Genomic DNA, 17,501 nt, shown 5'->3' on the forward strand with positions numbered 1-17,501 from the left:
CGATTAGCGGAACATTAGGATCGGCACAAGGCAGTCCCGAGCAAGGGTGGCCGTGGTGCTTCCGATCAGCAGGTGTTTGGCTCGCGAGTGTCCGTAAGCTCCCATGGCGAGAAGATCGTAGCCGTAGCTGTCAACGTCGCTAGTGATCACTTTTGCGGGCTCGCCTTCGATGATGCGGCTTTCGCAGGCTAGGCCGGCTTTTCGAAGCTTTTCTGCGGCATCGCTCACCTCGTTGCGGGTTCGGTCTGTTTCGCGGCCCACGCAAAGGATGTCAACCTGCACGCCCTCGAAAAGAGAATTGGAGGCAATGTAGTCCAAGGCCTTGCGAGCGCTTGGGCCTGCGTCGTAGGCGAGCAGGGCTCTTTTGATGGGCTTGAATGCGCGAGCTGAAACGAGAACGGGGCATTTTGCGACCCGTAAGGTTCGCTCGATATTGGTGCCGAGGTGCTTCATCGCGATGGCGTGGTTTTGCCCGCGCTTGCCGATCACGATCAGGTCGACGTTTTCTTGGATATCCTCGAGAACGTCCACGAAGAGTCCGTGACGCAACTCGGTGTCTACCTCTTCTACACCGCCTGCTTTGGCGTGGGAGAGGGCTTCGGCTAAGATGGCTTCCCCTTTCACTTGCGAAAGGCGAGCTCGCTCACGGTCGAAGCGAACAAGGTCGTCCATCAAGCTATCGTAAGCTTCGGGACCGATCTTTCCGGAGAAGTCTGCCAAAGCGGCCTTCTCTCGGTGAGGGTTCAAAGTGTGAACGATGCGGAGGGCGCTTTTAAGCTGCTTGGCAGCCCAGAGGGAATGATCGTAGACGCTGGCTGCGTAGGGTGAGCCGTCGGTGAAGCTGAGAACTGTTTTCATCTCGTAGAGTTCAGGGTCGAGTTTTTGGGGTGAGGCTAGTGTCCGCCGAGCTCGTTAGATGCTCCTGCCTTATCATGAACCGCTAGCTTGCCCACTATGGTAGCGCTTGCCTCGTTAAGGCCAAGGATTTCTACCTCAGTTCCTTCACGTCGGAACTTCAAAACCACTTTATCCAGGGAGGAAACCGCGGATAAGTCCCAGAAGTGGGCGCGGGAGACGTCGATGGTCACTTTCTTAAGGACTTCGGAGAAGTCGAAGGCTTTGGAGAATCCGGATGCCGAGACGAAGAACAATTGCCCGTTCACGATGTAGGTCCGCTCCTGCGTATTTGGCTCGCGGAAACTGGATACGTCGACCAATTGGGCGACTTTGTGAGCGAAGGAGAGGGCGCTTAGCAGGACTCCAACCATCACGCCGTAAGCCAAATTATGGGTGAAAACGACGACGGTGACGGTGGCAAGCATCACAAAGGAAGTGAATTTTGGATGCGTTTTGAGATTGATCAAAGATCTCCAACTGAAGGTACCGATCGATACCATGATCATGACCGCAACCAGAGCGGCCATGGGAATCCGACTGACCCACTCGTCCAGCAGCAGAATAAGAATTAGGAGGAAGATACCCGCCCAAAGGGTAGAGAGGCGTCCGCGCCCGCCAGACTTAACGTTGATCACGGATTGGCCAATCATGGCGCACCCTGCCATGCCGCTGAAGAATCCGGTAACCAAGTTCGCGACGCCTTGACCTTTACACTCCCGATTCTTGTCGCTTTCCGAGTCGGTCAATTCGTCTACGATGGTAGAAGTCATAAGCGACTCAAGTAGACCAACCACAGCCATGGGAGCGGAGTAGGGCAGGATAATGAGCAGCGTCTCAAGGTTTAGAGGTACGTTCGGGATAAGGAAAGGAGGGAAGGCGGATGGAAGCTCGCCCATGTCTCCCACGGTGCGAAGATAGTCCATGTCGAAGAATAGGGACAAGGCGGTGAGAACGATTATGCAAACGAGGGGGGAGGGCACGCTCTTGGTGACGAGCGGAAGCAGATAAATTATTCCAAGTCCTCCCGCGACCATGCTATACATCCGCCAGTCTTGGCCCACGAATTCCGGAAGCTGAGCCATGAAGATGAGGATGGCCAAGGCATTGACGAATCCAGTCATGACGGACTTCGATACGAACTTCAGCGAGTCGCCCAGTTTCAGAAATCCAGCGACCAATTGGAGTATACCGGTTAGCACTGTGGCGGCAAAAAGGTATTGCAAACCATGATCCTTGACCAGATCGACCATTAGTAGAGCCATCGCGCCGGTCGCAGCGGAGATCATTCCCGGTCGGCCTCCTGCAAAGGCAGTGATGACTGCGATACTGAAAGACGCGTAAAGACCCACCTTGGGATCTACTCCGGCGATGATCGAGAAGGCGATCGCCTCAGGTATGAGGGCCAAAGCCACTACCGTGCCGGCTAGCAGATCTCGCGGCGCGTTCGATATCCAATTCTCTTTGAAGGTGCTCTTTAACATTTTTCAGGTCCTAGTGGAGGGCATTGGCAAGAGGGAGAGAGTCCCTTTGTGCCGCATGGTTCAGAAGGCGGGTCAAGGGAACGGCTTAGGTGGAAGGCGTCAATGGAGAAGATTTGAAGGGGAGGCGTTTCGGCCGGTGTAGTGCCTTGCGAAGACAGCGGGAACTTCCGTAAGGGTGATTCCCTGATGAAACATTTTGAGCGTTCATTTTGAATTTGTTCAAACCGAGTCCCAGCTGCTTACATGCCGAGCCTCTAAAACGAGAAAAAATACCCCTTGTTAGAATCTCTTAGTGAAAAACGTTTGTATTGGCCTGAGAAACGCTGCAGATAATCCCTAACTCTCCTAACCGTGGTTTACCCCAACGCCTACCTTCTCTACCTAATAATGGGGTGCCAACATAACTCCCAATGAAAGATCTCTACATCGTCGATGGACAAAAAGCCATTGGCCAGATGCTCGCTGAAAGCTTAGTTTCCCGCGGCTACCAAGTCGTCGGGAGGTCAGAAAAGATTTCAACCTCCGTGGAAGAAATCTCTGAACTCAAACCGCATGTCGTCGTTCTCGAAATGGTGCTCTCGGATGGTCAGGGCTCAGTCCTGATCGAAAAAGTCAGGACCTTCGCGCCCGAGACCCGATTCCTCATCTTTTCCGACAGCAAGGAAGGGATTGATATTAAATCCTGTCTGCAAGCCGGAGCCCACGGGTTTGTGGAGAAATCGGTCGATTTCGACATGTTCCTCAATGCGGTCAAAATAGTGGCGGAAGGCGGCTGTTTCTTCGGCTTCAACATCACGGAAGTGATACGTTCCGTAGTGGGCAACCGAGGAGGCTCGGACTCCCGAAAAGACAACCTTACCGATCGTGAGCGCCAAGTGCTATGCTTGATCGCGGAGGGCAACAGCAATAAGGACATCGCCGGCAAGCTTGGTTTAAGCGTGAAGACGATCGACAATCATCGCTGCAGCATGATGCGAAAACTCGACCTGCACAACGTCGCCGACATTACTCGGTACGCCGTTGAGCATCGTTTGGTCGAAGTCAATTTCGTAGTCTAGCCTTGCTGGGCCTGAACTGCGGTGAGGGCGATGGTGTAGATGATATCATCCACCAGCGCTCCACGCGACAGGTCGTTGACCGGCTTTCTCAAACCTTGCAGCATCGGACCGATTGAGATCACATTGGCCGAACGCTGTACCGCCTTGTAGGTGGTGTTTCCGGTATTGAGGTCTGGGAAGATGAATACGTTTGCCTTGCCGGCCACTGGGCTGTCGGGAGCTTTTGTCCGAGCTACGTCTGCGATCGCTGCCGCGTCGTATTGAAGCGGCCCGTCAACGACGAGATCGGGGCGAAGCTCTTTCACGATGCGCGTCGCTTCCACTACCTTGTCCACGTCTGCTCCGAAGCCTGAGCCGAGCGTACTGTAGCTGATCATGGCTACGAGTGGCTCTACTCCGAATGCCTTGGCGGAGTCCGCGCTCTGGATCGCGATGTCTGCGAGCTCTTCCGCGTTAGGATCCGGGTTGATAGCGCAGTCTCCGTAAACGAGAACCTGATCTGGAAGACACATGAAGAAAATTGACGAAGCGATTTTGGCAGTTGGCTTGGTCTTGATCAGCTGCATGGCAGGACGAACCGTATTGGCCGATGAGTGAACTGCTCCGGATACGAGGCCGTCCACTTCGTCGTGAGCCAGCATCATCGTGCCGAGCACCACGTTGTCGCTCAAGTGGTCCCGAGCGATCTTTTCGGTCATGTTCTTGTGGCGACGCATTTCCACGAGGGATGGAACATAGCGATCTCGGATGACGTCTGGATTTACGATTTCAAGTCCAGTAGGGAGGGTGAGCCCCATGGCGTCAGCCTTGAGCTGGATCGCGTACGGATTGCCTAAAAGCACGCACTTTGCGATACCACGTTCGGTACACGTGACAGCTGCCTGCATAGTACGCGGTTCGTCGCCCTCTGGCAGCACGATTCGCTTGTTTGCCTGACGCGCGTTGCGTGTGAGGGCGTGGCGGAATGCTGGCGGAGAAAGCTGGCGCTTCATCTCGGATGACAAGGTGCCGCGTATCCAGTTGGTGTTGATATTGATGGCGACCGTTTCCATGGCCTGGTTGATGCGGTCGTTGTCATCTGGAGCAATCTCCAGATTCATATCGTAAAGGGAGCGTGCTGTTTCGAAGGACGTTTTGCTCACGCGCATGACTGGCAGGCCGCTTTTCCAAGCAATCTGGCACATCTTGACGATCTGCTCGCTTGGCTGCTGATTGCTGGTCAATACCAGTCCGGCGAGGCGAGTTCCGTTTAGCGACGCCATGCTGGCGGTGAGGATGATGTCGCTGCGGTCGGACGGAGTGACGAGCAGATTACCCGTTTTGAAAGTGTGGAGGAGATTGGTGACGTTGCGGGCGAGGAGTTCGATGTTGAAGACCCGTCGGTTCAACATGTCGCCTTCGTTGAGTATCTCCGCTCCGATAAGTTTTGCTACGTCTGAGACGCGCGGAGCAAGCAGCTTGCTGTCGTGCGGAATCATACCGATGAGCTCGATGTCTTCGTTTTTGAAGACAGGGCAATTATCGGTGACGTAGTTCTTGAGAGGCTCGAGGCCCATGCCGTCGAAATCGATCGTATCACGAGCAACTTCGATATCCGCCTTATTGACGACAACACCTGCCACGCGTCCCTTGAAATCGTGGACCGAAAGCTCGAGCTCCTTGTTCAGGTTGTCCAAGCTGCGTTTGCCGAGGGCTGAAACCAGAATGATCTTCGAGGAGAGAGTCTGGGCCAGCTTGGCGTTGAGCATGGAGCCAGATGGGAAACGCTCGGTTTGGATGAGTCCTTCGACTATGACGACGTCTGCATTCTTGGCCGCGTCCTCGAGGCGTTGGACGATGTTTTCCAGCAAGAGTTCGATGTGGTCCTCGCTCAAAAGCCTCTTGGCTTCCGGCATGGATATCGGGTCCGGCGGCGTGAGCGAAGTAACGGCTCTAATGAAGTCGGTGGAGCGATCTCCGGTCTCGTCTGGATTTACCGGCTGGGCGATGGGCTTGAAGAAAGCGACGCGCACGCCTTGTCTTTCGAGAGCTCGTACCAGCCCTATGGATACTGTGGAAAGACCGACCTTTGCCCCTGTCGGTACGGTTAGAAAAACGTGTTTCATCTTATTTGCTTCCGACTATTTGCTCGGTTTCGCGAGCGATCATGAGTTCTTCGTTTGTCTGGATGACGATCGCTTTAACCGAGGAGTTTTTAGTTGAAATGATACCGTCGTTGCCCTTGCCGCGATTCTTGTTGGCTTCTGGGTCAATCTCGATGCCCAAGTGGGCGAGTCGCTGCATGGTTTCCGCACGGGTGAGGGCGTCGTTTTCGCCGATTCCTCCGGTGAAAATCAAAGCGTCGCAATCTTCGATAGTCGCTCTCAGCGAGGCGATACTTTTGGCCAAGCGGCGCGTGAAGATCCCTACTGCAAGCTTGGCAGCCTCATTGCCCTCTGTGGAGGCTTCGCGCAGAGTGCGCATATCGTTGGAAATGTCGGAGAGACCGAGCAGACCGCTCTTCTTGTTGAGCATGACGTCTATGTCGTCAGCTGTCATTCCAAGAGCTCTTTTGAGGTGGAAGATAATGCCTGGGTCGATGTCTCCGCAACGGGTTCCCATGACCATACCTTCTAGAGGGGTGAGTCCCATGGTGGTATCGACGCAAACTCCATTTTCAATGGCGGCCGCGCTACAACCGTTTCCAAGGTGGGCGGTGATGACGCTAGTCTCGCTTAGTGGCTTGCCCAAGATGCGGGCTGCTTCTCCGGCTACGTACTTGTGACTGGAGCCGTGGAAGCCGTAGCGGCGGATTCCATGTTTTTTGTAGAGCTCTATGGGGAGAGGATAGAGGTAGGCCTCAGGTTGTAGCGTTTGATGAAAAGCGGTATCAAAAACCCCGACCTGTGGGAGATCGGGGAAATTTTGTTTGGATGATTCTATGCCGAGTAGGTTAGCTGGGTTATGCAAAGGAGCCAGGGAATTGCAGGCTTCGACGGCCTTGATAGCAGCTTCGTCCATCACGCAAGCGGAGGTAAAGGCCTCGCCGCCGTGTACGACGCGGTGACCTACTGCGTCGATGCTCACGTTTACATCCTCTGATGCAACAAACTCGGCGAGCGTATTGAGCGCCTCTTTGTGCGATGCCTTGGCAGGAAGGTCGCCCTTCACGGCTTCGGCCAGTTTGTCGCTCTCCATCTTGTACTTCGGAGAGTCCGAACCGAGCTTGTCGAACAAGCCACGCGCTAGGTCGGCTCCCGTCAGGGTGTCGATGACTGAGAATTTTAGGGAGGAACTTCCGCAATTAATGACTAGAATATTCATTAGCTGACTGCATTTGACGAATCAGCTACATGATATCGACTAATCAGCCTTATCTGACAAACCCTAATTAAAGAAAGTCGGGTAATTAATTATTACAGTCAACCAAGGCAGGGTGATTTCGGGGCAAATCGGTCACGGAGCGGGGATCTCGACCCCATCTTCTCGACAGAGGCGTATGAGGGCCAACTCCATAATGCGGCGGGCCTTGGCGGTCTCTGCGTGTAGAAAATCGTGTAGCTCTCGGTCCTTCTCGGATTCAAATGAGCAATTGCTGCTGTAGTCTTCGAAGGCGCAGAGACTGGATACCAGCGAACTAACGTGCCTTGGGCACTCGCAGTCGAGGTCAGGCTCGGAGTCGCTCAGAGCCATGAGCTGGCTTTCGCTGAGCAATCGCTCCGGTATCTCCGTTTTGGCTTCGGTTTTGTTGGGCTGCAAAAGTGTCGGGGTAAGGCTATATAGATAGCGCTCGATCATGATGCTGTTTATCGGCCAACGCAGTAGGTGTACGCCGGCCTTGGCCAACTCCTTCAGCTGATTCCTCTGCATGAAGTCAAAAATCGTCACGATCGTCAGCTGCGGAAAGCTGGCGGCGAGCTCGAGAATAGCGGTCTTCTCATCCGGATTGCGACCCTGGCTGTCTATCAGGATGATGCTGAGTTGGTGTTCGCCTCGCAAGTGTTCGGAGAGGTCCTCCATAGAGGCGAAGGATTTCGAACTCCAGAACAGCGGCTTGGCGGAGTTGAGTCGGATGCTGTGAGTCGGGGCGAGGAAGCCCGCTTGCAGATTTGCGAGGGAGGGGATCTCGTTGGAAAAGGCGTTTTCTGCGGACGCTTTGAGCTCGCTCAAGCGAGTTTCTAGAGCTTCTTCGTCGAGGTGAGCTATTCTCCCGATCGAATCGCCTAGGTCGATCAGCGACTTGAGATGTATCAGGCGCTTCAGATCGTTTGAGCTCAAGATACGTTCTCCCGACTCGGATTCTATGGAAGCGGTGAAATAGTCGCGTCGCATCCAGGTACGGATCGTGTTGGGCGAAATGCCAGCCATTTTGGCCGCGGTACCGATCTTGTATCCTGTATTAGCTTCGGTTTCTTGTATCATGAGTAGCGTTTATGAGATGGTGTATGGGTGTTTCAATTTCAAAACGAACCACGCATGAACTCGATTGACGAGTCCGATTGGGCGACTCGAGAGGTTTGGATTTGTTTTGGATCGATAAAGCTATCTCGCCTGAAGCTCTTGAATAAGCTATTGGACGCAAAAAGCCCCTGTCCTTAAGGAAAGGGCAGGGGCGGTGAAACTTGTCGTGTGAATTACGCTTAGCGAGCGACCAGATTGGCGTTTAGTTCCGCCTTTATCGGGCACTCTTTGGGGATGGGGACGAACTTTGGCGAGACGAGCGTGGTGCTCGGGCTTTTTTCCGATCCTCGACGGAAGGTTTTGATTTGCCCGACTGCCATGTCGACAGCACGGCGGCCATTTTCGTGATGGTCTTGGTCGATCCCGCCATATTTGAGGGACCGCCTGTTTGCGTCCAAGGGGACGTATCTACAGTCTTGGCCGCCTTTAGTCACTTCGTAGGCGACGTCGGCCATATTGTTCCAGTTGCTGATTATGACCTCCACGTTGTTTTCGCGAGCCCACTCAATAGCGGCGGGTCGGACGTCTTCGCGATAATCTGAACTGTGCTGGAAATAGTGGGGTTCAATCCAGTTTTCTCGGTCGAGTTCGCGGCGATAGGTATGGAAACCGGCAGCGTAGGTGAAGCGCTTGTGAACCTCCTCGAACTCAGACATGGCAAGACCGATTCGCTGGTAGCCCATTTTCTTCAATTCTACAATCAGCCGGCGAACTGCCTCGATCTGGTTTGTCTGCACCGAATCGAACTCCAGAAATTCTGGCAGCGGGTTCACCTTGACCAGTGAATAAAGGTCCCAGTCCAGTTCGAAAGGTTCATCGTAGTAGTCGAAAGCCCCGAAAATAACGCCTTGGATGCCACGAGCTTTGAGCACGCGATTGAGGGATTTGCTATCCTTGTATTCGTGACCGAGCCAAAAGGTGTCGAGTTTGTAGCCGAGCTCTTTGGCCCGTTCTTTCGCGCCAGCGAGTAGATCTCGAGAGACATGGTGCTCGCTTACTTCCTTGGGATCGCGAACGTTGATAATCCACGCGATAACCTGTTCGCTGGGACGGTTTTTGGTGGCTTGCCGATATGCGACCAGTGCCGAAAGGGCAGGGTCAGGTCGGTAGCCCATCTCTTCGGCTAGCTTTTGAATTCTGTCCCTTGTCGCTTTGGGCAAGCTCGGATGGTTACGCAGAGCGAGCGAAACAGTTGTTTGGTGGACGCCGGCAACTTTTGCGACGTCCTTCATCAGTACGCGGGGTTTATCCATTGGGTCGAAGGAGCTAAACTTTTTTTGTTACGGAGAGCGGGAGGACCGAGATCCGACTCTTAAGGAAGAGCCCGCTCTTAAGAGAGAGGAGACAGTTGAGAATGAGGGCAAGTTCTCGAATTACTCATGTCAGCTCTTACTATAGCGTAAAGTAAGAAAGGGGCCTCAGCGTACGCAGATTTGCTTGATTGGGATCCGTATCAGCCTGCTTTTGGTGGTCGCACAAGTCCGTGCCACCACTTGCCTACGATCCATTTGAAGTCTTCCAAAATCAGGTAGAAGCAGGGCACTAGGATAAGCGTAATGAAGGTGGCGAAGGCGACGCCGAAAGCCAAAGAGGTGGCCATGGGAATGAGGAACTGAGCTTGCAAACTCGTTTCATGCAAAATTGGGATGAGGCCGACGAAGGTGGTGACTGAGGTGAGCAAAATTGCCCTGAACCGCTGCATTCCGCCAATCCGAACCGCGTCGAAAAGGCTCATTCCATCTTCTCGCAAGGTATTGATTCGTTCTACCAAGACGAGAGAGTCATTCACGACCACACCTGCCATGGCGATCATGCCGATGAAAGAGAGGAGACTGAGGTCTTGGAAACCGTACAAATGACCGACAATCGACCCAGCGACTCCGAATGGAATGACGGAAATCACGATTAGCGGCTGGCTGTAGCTTTTGAAAGGTATGGCCAGCAGCATGTAAATACAGGCGAGCACGAGGAGAGAACCGCCGATCAACACAGGCTTCGACTCCGCTAAGTCTTTGGCCTCGCCGCCCATGGCGGGAGTCACGCTGGGATATCGTTGCAAGACTTCTGGCAGAATTTCTCCGTAAACCTTTTTTGCGATTTCTTCCGTTGTGATCACGGACTTATCTGCTTCGGCCTGGATTTTGATAATCCGCTTTCGGTCCAATCTGGATATGGCCGGATAGCCGACGCCCATTTCGATTTCCGCCACTTCGCCAATAGGAACGCGAGCTCCACTAGCCGTCACGATACGCATGTTTTCCAAGTCTCCGAGCGACTCTCGCTGCGATCTCGGATAACGTACCATGATCTTTACGTCCTCCTTGTCTCTTTGGACGCGTTGCACTTCAGCACCGTAGAAGGCGTTTCGAACCTGCCTTCCCAAATCGGCGGCGTTGATGCCTAAGGAGCGGGCATCGTCTTTGAGGCGGATTTTGAGTTCTCGTTTCCCTTCTGAATAGGTGTCTCTTATGTCATAGAGTCCCTCGACTTCGCGCAGCTTTTCTTGGATTTCGAGCGAGGCCTGCTTCAATTTCGAGAAGTCGCGCCCTGTCAGCTGTACATCTACGGGGAGGCCGACTGGTCCACTGGCATTCGCTTCAAATTTCAGTCTTTTAGCTCCGGGGATTTCACCAACTTTTTGTCTCCACCGCTCCACTACGTCGTTCGCATTCGAGTCTGAGGTTTCGCTTTTGGCCAATTCGAGAATAATCTGTCCAATGTTGCTGCCGGTGGAGCTAGCTCCAGAAGCCGCTGGACCTCCAGAACTGCCGGCCGAGCCGAGCGAAACGAGCTTGTTTTTGACCGGGTCGATTTCACCGGCTGCTTTGTCCTCCTCGCGTATTTCCTCAAGAGCGGCGTCCAGAATCTTCACTGCCTTTTCCGTTTCGGAGGCGGGAGTGCCTTCGATCATCGTGAGACTGGCGAGAATGTAGTCCGAGGGTACACTCGGGAAGAAAACGAAACGTATGATTCCGGATATGGGCAGGGCAATGGAGGCTACGAAGAGTAGTCCGAAAAGGGCGGAGGTATACCAACGCCATTTGATCGCTCGCCGAAGCCATCTCTGGTAGGTTGTTTGAATAAAACGCTCTAGCCAGTCGGAAATGCTGCGTTGTAGACGCGAGAAAAGGTTTAGCTTTTCGCGTCCGCTCTTGTCGCCCACTTTGCAAAGCGAGAGATGGTAGGGCAGTACAAGTTTGCTTTGCACCAATGAGAATCCTAGCGTTGGGATAACCACCCATGGGATGACTCCCATAAATTTGCCAGCCATGCCTGGTAGTAAAAATATGGGTACGAATGCAACCATGGTCGTAATGACCGCGAAGGTCACTGGCGTGGATACGCGATGAGTACCTTTTATAGCGCTATCAACACCGGGTCCGTTCTTTTGGAACTCGGTGAAGACGCTTTCTCCCACCACAATCGCGTCGTCGACTACGATGCCGAGCACGAGTATGAAAGCGAAAAGAGAGATGAGGTTAACAGTGATGCCAACTAAAGGTCCAATTGCCAATGTCGCTAGGAAGCTAACTGGAATACCTATCGCTACGAAGAAGGCGAGGGAGGGTCGCAAAAAGATGGCGAGTGAGACCAGTACCAAGACAAAGCCGATTATTCCATTCTCCAGCAGCATGTCGATACGTCCTTGGAGATAGAAAGAAGTATCTATCCAAGCTTCCAGAGTGATGCCTTCTGGTATCCAGATTGGTGCTACGTTATCCACATAGTCGTAAACAGCAGCGGAGATTTCGAGAGGATTCTCGTTTCCCACTTCTCGCACTAAGATGGTGGCAGCCATCTTGTCGTTGAAATGGGAGAGCAGGTCTGATTCCTCCAATCCGTCTTTGATGGTGGCGACATCCTTAAGGTACACGAGCCCTCCATCCGGCCGGGTAAGCAAAACGATATTTTCGAAGTCGTAGGCGTCGTATGCTTGTTCCTTGGTGCGCAGTTGTATCTCGCCGCCTTGGGCTTTGATCATACCCCCGGGGAGGTCCAATGAGTTTGCCCTAACGATCGATACAACCTGATCGAAGCTAAGCCCGTATTTTCTCAAATCATTTTCCGTAAGCTCGATGGATAGCTCGTAGGCTCGCACGCCCTCGAGGGATACTTGGCTGATTCCTTCTATTTCTGTAAGCTCATCCCGGATACGTTGGGCGATCTTTTTGATCTCGACCTCGCTCGCTTCCCCATAGACGGAAACGCGTATGACATCCTTGGGGATAAGGATTTCCTCCACGATGGGACGTTCCGTATTGGCTGGGAAGCTTGGGATCGCATCAACTCGCGTTTTGATGTCGTCCTTTAGCTTGGAGACTGGATAGCCTTTATTGACCGTAACTGTAACGGCTCCATAGCCCTCGGAAGCGGTGGAGTTTATCTCTTTTATCCCGTTGACTCCTTGCAGAGCCTCCTCGATCCGAACGATGACCAGTTCCTCGACCTCCTCTGGGGAAGCTCCAAGGAAGGGGACTCGAACTGCCACCATATCTAGCGAGAAATCAGGAAAGAGCTCTGTCTTCGCCGTGAAGCTCGAAATAAGTCCTCCGATCACGAGGAGGAGCATGGTGAGGTTGGCCGCAACCCCGTTTTTTGTGAACCAAGCAATCATATCGGTAGTTGCTTCGCGGTTACGGTTGGAGATCCACTAAATCGGAATCTTCAGGATCGGTCGCATCTTCGTCTTTCAGGAGGACTTCCATGCCGTTCACAACGTACTGGAGTGGGGTAAGGCAGATCAGTTCTCCATCTTCCAAGCCGCTCTCGAGAACAACGAGCTCGCTCGTTTTCTGGTATGGTTCCACAGCCCTGACTTCGATTTTTCCCTCTTCTCCGATTATGTAGAGGGTATTCCCTTCGTGGAGAGCTCGACGCGGAATCATGTAGGCGGATTCCAGTTTTTGGCCTCGGATTTTGGCGGTAACGAAAGTTCCTATTTTGAGAGGAGGTCGCGAAGAATCCGCTACGTTTTCGTAAGGATCTTCGATTTGAGCAACCAGATAGAGCAATCGAGTTTGCTGATCGATCGCACCCTCGGACCTGTCGATTATTCCCTCCCAATGGTAGTCTATACCACCATAATTTGCTGTCAGGGTTACTTTCGGTTTAGCGTTGTTCGATGTTCCATCCGAGTAGGTCTCTGGAATGTCGATCAAGCGGGTGTCATCCGATGTGATGCCCAGTCTGACTTCAACTGTATCAGTGGCGTAGATACTCGCAATCTGAGTGGTACGAGCGTTGGCGATTTGTCCGATGTCGATGAACTTCTTTTGTACTCGCCCATCATAAGGAGCCTTAACTTCAGTACGGGAAAGGTCTCGCTCCGCGGATTTGATTGCTGCCTCTGCTGCTTCGAGGTTCGCCTCAGCTCGTTTGATTTGCGGTTTACGTAGTACCAGATCGTTTGGCTTTTCCTCGTTGCCCAATGCCTGCCAATCTTCGAGGGCTTGTTCGGCCAGTCCTTTTTCCTGCTGATAGGCGAGTTGGGCTTCAGCGTATCGACTTTTCAAACTTGCAAGGTTGGCGATGTAATCGGTGTTGTCGATGGTGGCCAATACTTCCCCTTTCTTGAAAAAGCCTCCCGCGTATAGTTTTGGCGATACGCTTAAAAACCGCCCTGAGACTTCCGCGAAGAGAGTGGTTTGTGTCCTGGCTTCCACGGTTCCTTGGCTCTCGACGAATACTTCGATCTCGGACGCGTCCGCTTCGATTGCTTCCACGAGAGGCAAAACTTTTTGAGTGGGCTTATTGCCGGGCTCTTTTTTTAGGGCGAAGGCGATTCCAATTATGAGAGCGGATCCCACTAATAAAATTAGGACCGCAGGCAGGACGTGAAGGAATAGCCACCGAAAGAGTGGGGGACGTTCTTCGTTTTCTTCCATTTTAAGTAGGGGAAATGGGTTAATAGGAGCCGCCGAGGGCGAGGTGCAGGTTTATGCGGTTTTGCAGGCGTTGGTTTCGGATTGAAACAAGTTGGCTACGAGAGTCGAAAGAGCGGCGTTCCGCGTCGAGTACTGTAGTGATATCGACGATACCGCGTTCGTAGAGCTTCCAGGCTTGTTCCTCTGCAAGTTGGTTTTCGTTAGCTGAAATTTCAGTTTGGCTTTCAAGTGCCGCCAATTCTTCCTCTGCCTTGAGGCTTGTCTCGACTTCGCGGAATGCGGTAAGGGCAGTGGATTTATAGCGAGCCAGTTGTGACAACTGATTCGCATTGAGCTGGTCCCTCTGGGCTTTTAATCGGCCGCTTTGAAACAAAGCTAGGCTCAAGTCTCCCGCGATGGACCAGACGTTGAAATCGTTATCGAGAAGATTGGAAAAGTCGCTGCTCAATCCTCCATCCGACGCGGTAAGGCTTAGGCTGGGCAACCAATTGCGGAGGGCAGATTTTTCGAGAGCCAAGGCGGCGAGTAGTCGCTGTTGCTCGGCTAATATGTCAGGTCTGCGGGCCAGCAATTCAGAGGGCAAACCGGCCGCTGGCTTGCTCGTTAGTTCCGGAAGCTCTTCTTCCAAGCTCAGTCCAGCGGATGGGTAGCGACCGAGTAACGTTTCCAAAGTTCGCAGTGTTGTATCCAGTGCGTTGCGACGACTAATGGCCGCTGCTCTGGTGGAGGAAACTTGGGCCCGAGATAGGCGTAAGTCCAAAGCCTCGACGAGTCCGCGAGCGTATCGCCTCTCCAAAGTTTGCAATTTCGAATCGAAGGACTCGGCGCTTGCTTCGGCCAGTTCGTATTGGGTTTTCGCCTCTATTGTGTTGAACCATGCTTTGGCAACTTGGCCAGCAAGGGATAGGCGAAAGGCTTCCAATTCAAACAAGCTTGCACGGTACTGGGCACGTGAAGCAGAGCTCTCTTGTCCCAGGCGATTCCAAAGATCGACCTCCCAGCGAGCGGAGAGGTTGATGGCATGAGATTCGCCTTCGATTGCCACGGGCGGGTTGAGTGTCACCATGGACCGTGCTCGAGATGACCGCAGATTGGCCCCGAGACTGGGGAGCCGCGCAGAATTCGTGATCCTGTAGGCCGCTTCTGCCGCTCGCGCTTGTTGATCGATCGCTTCCAAACCAAAATTGTTCTCGATGGATTCCGCGATTAACGAGCTCAGAGTGGGAGAGCCGAAGCTCTCAATCCAATCCGTCTGTAGAGGCGAATCTTCCGCATGGCTCCATGTCTCTGGAGTAAACTCCAGCGTGCTGGCAGGATCATAACTCGATTCCGTCGTCCGGCAGGAAACGAGCAGCAGGCCGCACGCTACGAAAGGCAAGGGGTAGATTCTTCGTTTCATGGAGATCTTTCTAGGTTGCCGGGCTGTTATGAGATGCGACCAAGGCATCGATACCACCCGCGATGAAGGTTATGGTATTTTCGGCATTTGGAAATCCGGGGCCCGCTTGCATCGCTTGAGCTCTTTGCTGTTGGTGCATGATACCGCTGGTACAGACTATGATGTAGGTGAAGCACTGTTTGATTAGCTCCGGAGAGTTCCCCTGCAGTGTTCTCGCCAACTCCATCCCGAAAACGCTAATGACTTTTGCGAAGACTTCCTTTTGCAAAACCTGAGTGAGCTCGGTTTGTTCTGAGATCGCTCTGGCGATGGCTCGCATGAAAGTGGCTCGGCTTTTGTCTTCGTTCATAGCCTCGATCATGGGACGAATCAAAATATCAACGAGCTCTCGCACTTTTAGCGGCTTGCCGTCCGATTCTTTGAGAGCCTTGTCGAGGCGCGTAAACCGCTTCTCATTGATCGGCTCGATGCGGTGTCTGATCATGGAAAGGAGGAGCTCGTCCTTGGATCCAAAGTGATAGCTAACGGAGGCCACGTTACTTTCTGCTCGATTGGTGATGTTTCGAATAGAGGCTCCATAAAACCCTTTTTCGGCAAACTCAGCTTCAGCGGCTTCGATCAGCCTTTTTCGTGTCTTGTTCATGTTAGCTTAATTTCAAACAAACGTTTGATTTAATTTGAGCAAGCGTTTTCTCTCCGGTGATCTCTTTTGCTCTCCGTGCAGCCGAACAAAAATAGTTTTATTTTTTCCCTCCTCTGGGAATTCAGGCGCCAGCTCTAGCCGTTCCTTCAGCGGGATCGGGAGGGCCCACTTGGCGCGGCAAATGCGGATGCCGCCGTTTGAGTTAAACATTACCGCGAACTGTTCACCTTCTCCTATGCCAATTTGGCTTTCTCCTCGTAAGAAACATCATCTCCATCGAAGCGTCGCTGGGGCCTCCTTAGGCCTGTTCGCTTTGCTTGGCTTAAGCGGCTGTTACAGCCCCCCAAGTTCCAGACAGGCTTTGTTGGAAGCCGAAGTTCCCGACGCATGGTCAGTTGAACTCGAAGGGACAAGCGAGTTCAACGCTGGCTCCTGGGTTGACGATTTTAATGATCCCCGCCTTGAGGCGATCCTCAAAGAAGCGCTTGCCTACAACTACGACCTGCGTGAGGCTTCCGCTCGACTTGACGCGGCATTAGCTACTTCCAAGTCCAATCGAGCCGATATCTTCCCAGCCTTAACGGTAGGAGGAACGGGAACGAAATCGCGTCGCGGATCCGCTTCTGGGATTGATCAAACTCCGACCAGCGAAACATACGGACTAAACGGTCGTCTGGCTTGGGAAATCGATTTATGGGGCAAGGTGCGAAACGGGTACCGTGGAGATCTCGCGGACCAAGCCGCAGCTATCGCCGATTATCAGGCCGCTCGCCTTTCCCTCGCCGCACAAGTTGCCAAAGCTTGGTATGCGGCCGTCGAAGCCAACCAGCAGTATGAGTTGGAAGTTCGTATTTTGGAAGCTCTCTCCGAAAGCTCGCGCATCGTGGAGGAAAATTTCACCAGCGGGATTGCCGGGGCTTTGGACGTTCGACTTATTCGGGCAAACCTCGCTTCCAGCAAGAGCTCGCTAGAAGGAAGGCGTCGTAGTCGCGACGCAGCGATTCGAACCCTTGAAGTTCTGTTAGGCCGTTATCCACGTAATGAGATCGATGTGGTCTCCGATTTTCCAACACTCGATGCTGAAATACCAGTAGGGCTTCCATCTGATTTATTGCTGCGCCGCCCCGATATCATTTCGGCGGAAAGAACTTTGGCAGCGGTTGAGCAGCGTAAGTTCGAAACCAGCAAGGCGCGTTTGCCTTCCATAGACCTGACTCTCAGTCGAGGAACTAGCGCTGCAGATGTTGGGGACATTTTCGAATTAACCGAAAATCGCATTTGGACCCAATCACTAAGCATCGCTCAGACCTTGTTTAATGCAGGCAGACTAAAAGCTAATTACAAGCGAGCGGTCGCTAACTACGAACTGAACGTGGCGGCCTATGCCAACACGGTCTTGACAGCGTTCCGCGAGGTCGAAAGCGAACTCTACAATCAGGAATCCTACGCTGCGGATTATGAATTCCTAAAAGTCGCCGCCACCGAATCTATGGATGCGGAAACCCTTGCTTGGGAGGAATACTCGAGCGGTTTGTCTGACATCACCACCGTATTGGATTCGGTACAACGCTCCATCAACGCCCAACGCTCCTTAATCCAGGTCGCCAACAATCGGGTACAGAGCCGTATCGATCTCTACCTTGCCTTGGGAGGCGGATTCGAGATCTAGCCACTCACTTCAATCGCATATCCTTTAAG

At 52.9% G+C, this 17,501-nt stretch carries 12 protein-coding genes; 2 read left to right on the top strand and 10 right to left on the bottom strand.

The genetic code is table 11. From position 1 onward, the window contains the following. Window positions 1–3 precede the first annotated feature (3 nt). On the bottom strand, window positions 4–858 hold the full coding sequence (locus tag H5P27_RS04700) for a universal stress protein (RefSeq protein ID WP_185659221.1): 855 nt from the start codon (window positions 856–858) through the stop codon (window positions 4–6). Between the two features lie 35 nt (window positions 859–893). Further along, window positions 894–2,378, bottom strand: coding sequence for a SulP family inorganic anion transporter (locus H5P27_RS04705; protein WP_185659222.1), 1,485 nt, complete (start codon window positions 2,376–2,378; stop codon window positions 894–896). 410 nt (window positions 2,379–2,788) lie between these two features. On the opposite strand from H5P27_RS04705, the gene H5P27_RS04710 reads away from it, so the two are divergent. Then, complete coding sequence (locus tag H5P27_RS04710; protein ID WP_185659223.1) at window positions 2,789–3,436, top strand: LuxR C-terminal-related transcriptional regulator; 648 nt, start codon at window positions 2,789–2,791, stop codon at window positions 3,434–3,436. Here the strand turns inward: H5P27_RS04710 and pta are convergent. The 8 genes from pta to H5P27_RS04750 all read right to left on the bottom strand — a co-directional run bounded on the left by pta (window position 3,433) and on the right by H5P27_RS04750 (window position 15,803). Further along, entirely contained in the window at window positions 3,433–5,541 is a 2,109-nt protein-coding gene (pta, locus tag H5P27_RS04715) for a phosphate acetyltransferase (RefSeq protein WP_185659224.1), read from the bottom strand. The two genes, H5P27_RS04710 and pta, sit on opposite strands and share 4 nt — an antisense overlap. Window position 5,542: 1 nt before the next feature. Further along, the gene (locus H5P27_RS04720) at window positions 5,543–6,739 is read right to left on the bottom strand and encodes an acetate/propionate family kinase (RefSeq protein ID WP_185659225.1); all 1,197 of its coding nucleotides are present in this window, start codon (window positions 6,737–6,739) and stop codon (window positions 5,543–5,545) included. 132 nt (window positions 6,740–6,871) lie between these two features. Next, window positions 6,872–7,837 carry a MerR family transcriptional regulator gene (locus H5P27_RS04725; protein ID WP_185659226.1) on the bottom strand — a complete coding sequence of 322 codons (966 nt, stop codon included), beginning with the start codon at window positions 7,835–7,837 and terminating at the stop codon, window positions 6,872–6,874. Window positions 7,838–8,055: 218 nt separating this feature from the next. Further along, the gene (locus H5P27_RS04730) at window positions 8,056–9,129 is read right to left on the bottom strand and encodes a LacI family DNA-binding transcriptional regulator (protein WP_185659227.1); all 1,074 of its coding nucleotides are present in this window, start codon (window positions 9,127–9,129) and stop codon (window positions 8,056–8,058) included. Window positions 9,130–9,329: 200 nt separating this feature from the next. Beyond that, entirely contained in the window at window positions 9,330–12,491 is a 3,162-nt protein-coding gene (locus H5P27_RS04735; protein WP_185659228.1) for an efflux RND transporter permease subunit, read from the bottom strand. 19 nt (window positions 12,492–12,510) lie between these two features. After that, window positions 12,511–13,761 carry an efflux RND transporter periplasmic adaptor subunit gene (locus H5P27_RS04740; protein ID WP_185659229.1) on the bottom strand — a complete coding sequence of 417 codons (1,251 nt, stop codon included), beginning with the start codon at window positions 13,759–13,761 and terminating at the stop codon, window positions 12,511–12,513. A 19-nt stretch (window positions 13,762–13,780) separates the two neighbouring features. Then, window positions 13,781–15,160: an efflux transporter outer membrane subunit gene (locus tag H5P27_RS04745; RefSeq protein WP_185659230.1), complete on the bottom strand. Its 1,380-nt coding sequence runs from the start codon at window positions 15,158–15,160 to the stop codon at window positions 13,781–13,783. Between the two features lie 10 nt (window positions 15,161–15,170). Then, entirely contained in the window at window positions 15,171–15,803 is a 633-nt protein-coding gene (locus tag H5P27_RS04750; RefSeq protein ID WP_185659231.1) for a TetR/AcrR family transcriptional regulator, read from the bottom strand. 235 nt (window positions 15,804–16,038) lie between these two features. On the opposite strand from H5P27_RS04750, the gene H5P27_RS04755 reads away from it, so the two are divergent. Next, complete coding sequence (locus H5P27_RS04755; RefSeq protein WP_185659232.1) at window positions 16,039–17,472, top strand: efflux transporter outer membrane subunit; 1,434 nt, start codon at window positions 16,039–16,041, stop codon at window positions 17,470–17,472. Window positions 17,473–17,501: the final 29 nt, after the last annotated feature.

Source organism: Pelagicoccus albus, assembly GCF_014230145.1.
Lineage (GTDB): Bacteria > Verrucomicrobiota > Verrucomicrobiia > Opitutales > Opitutaceae > Pelagicoccus > Pelagicoccus albus.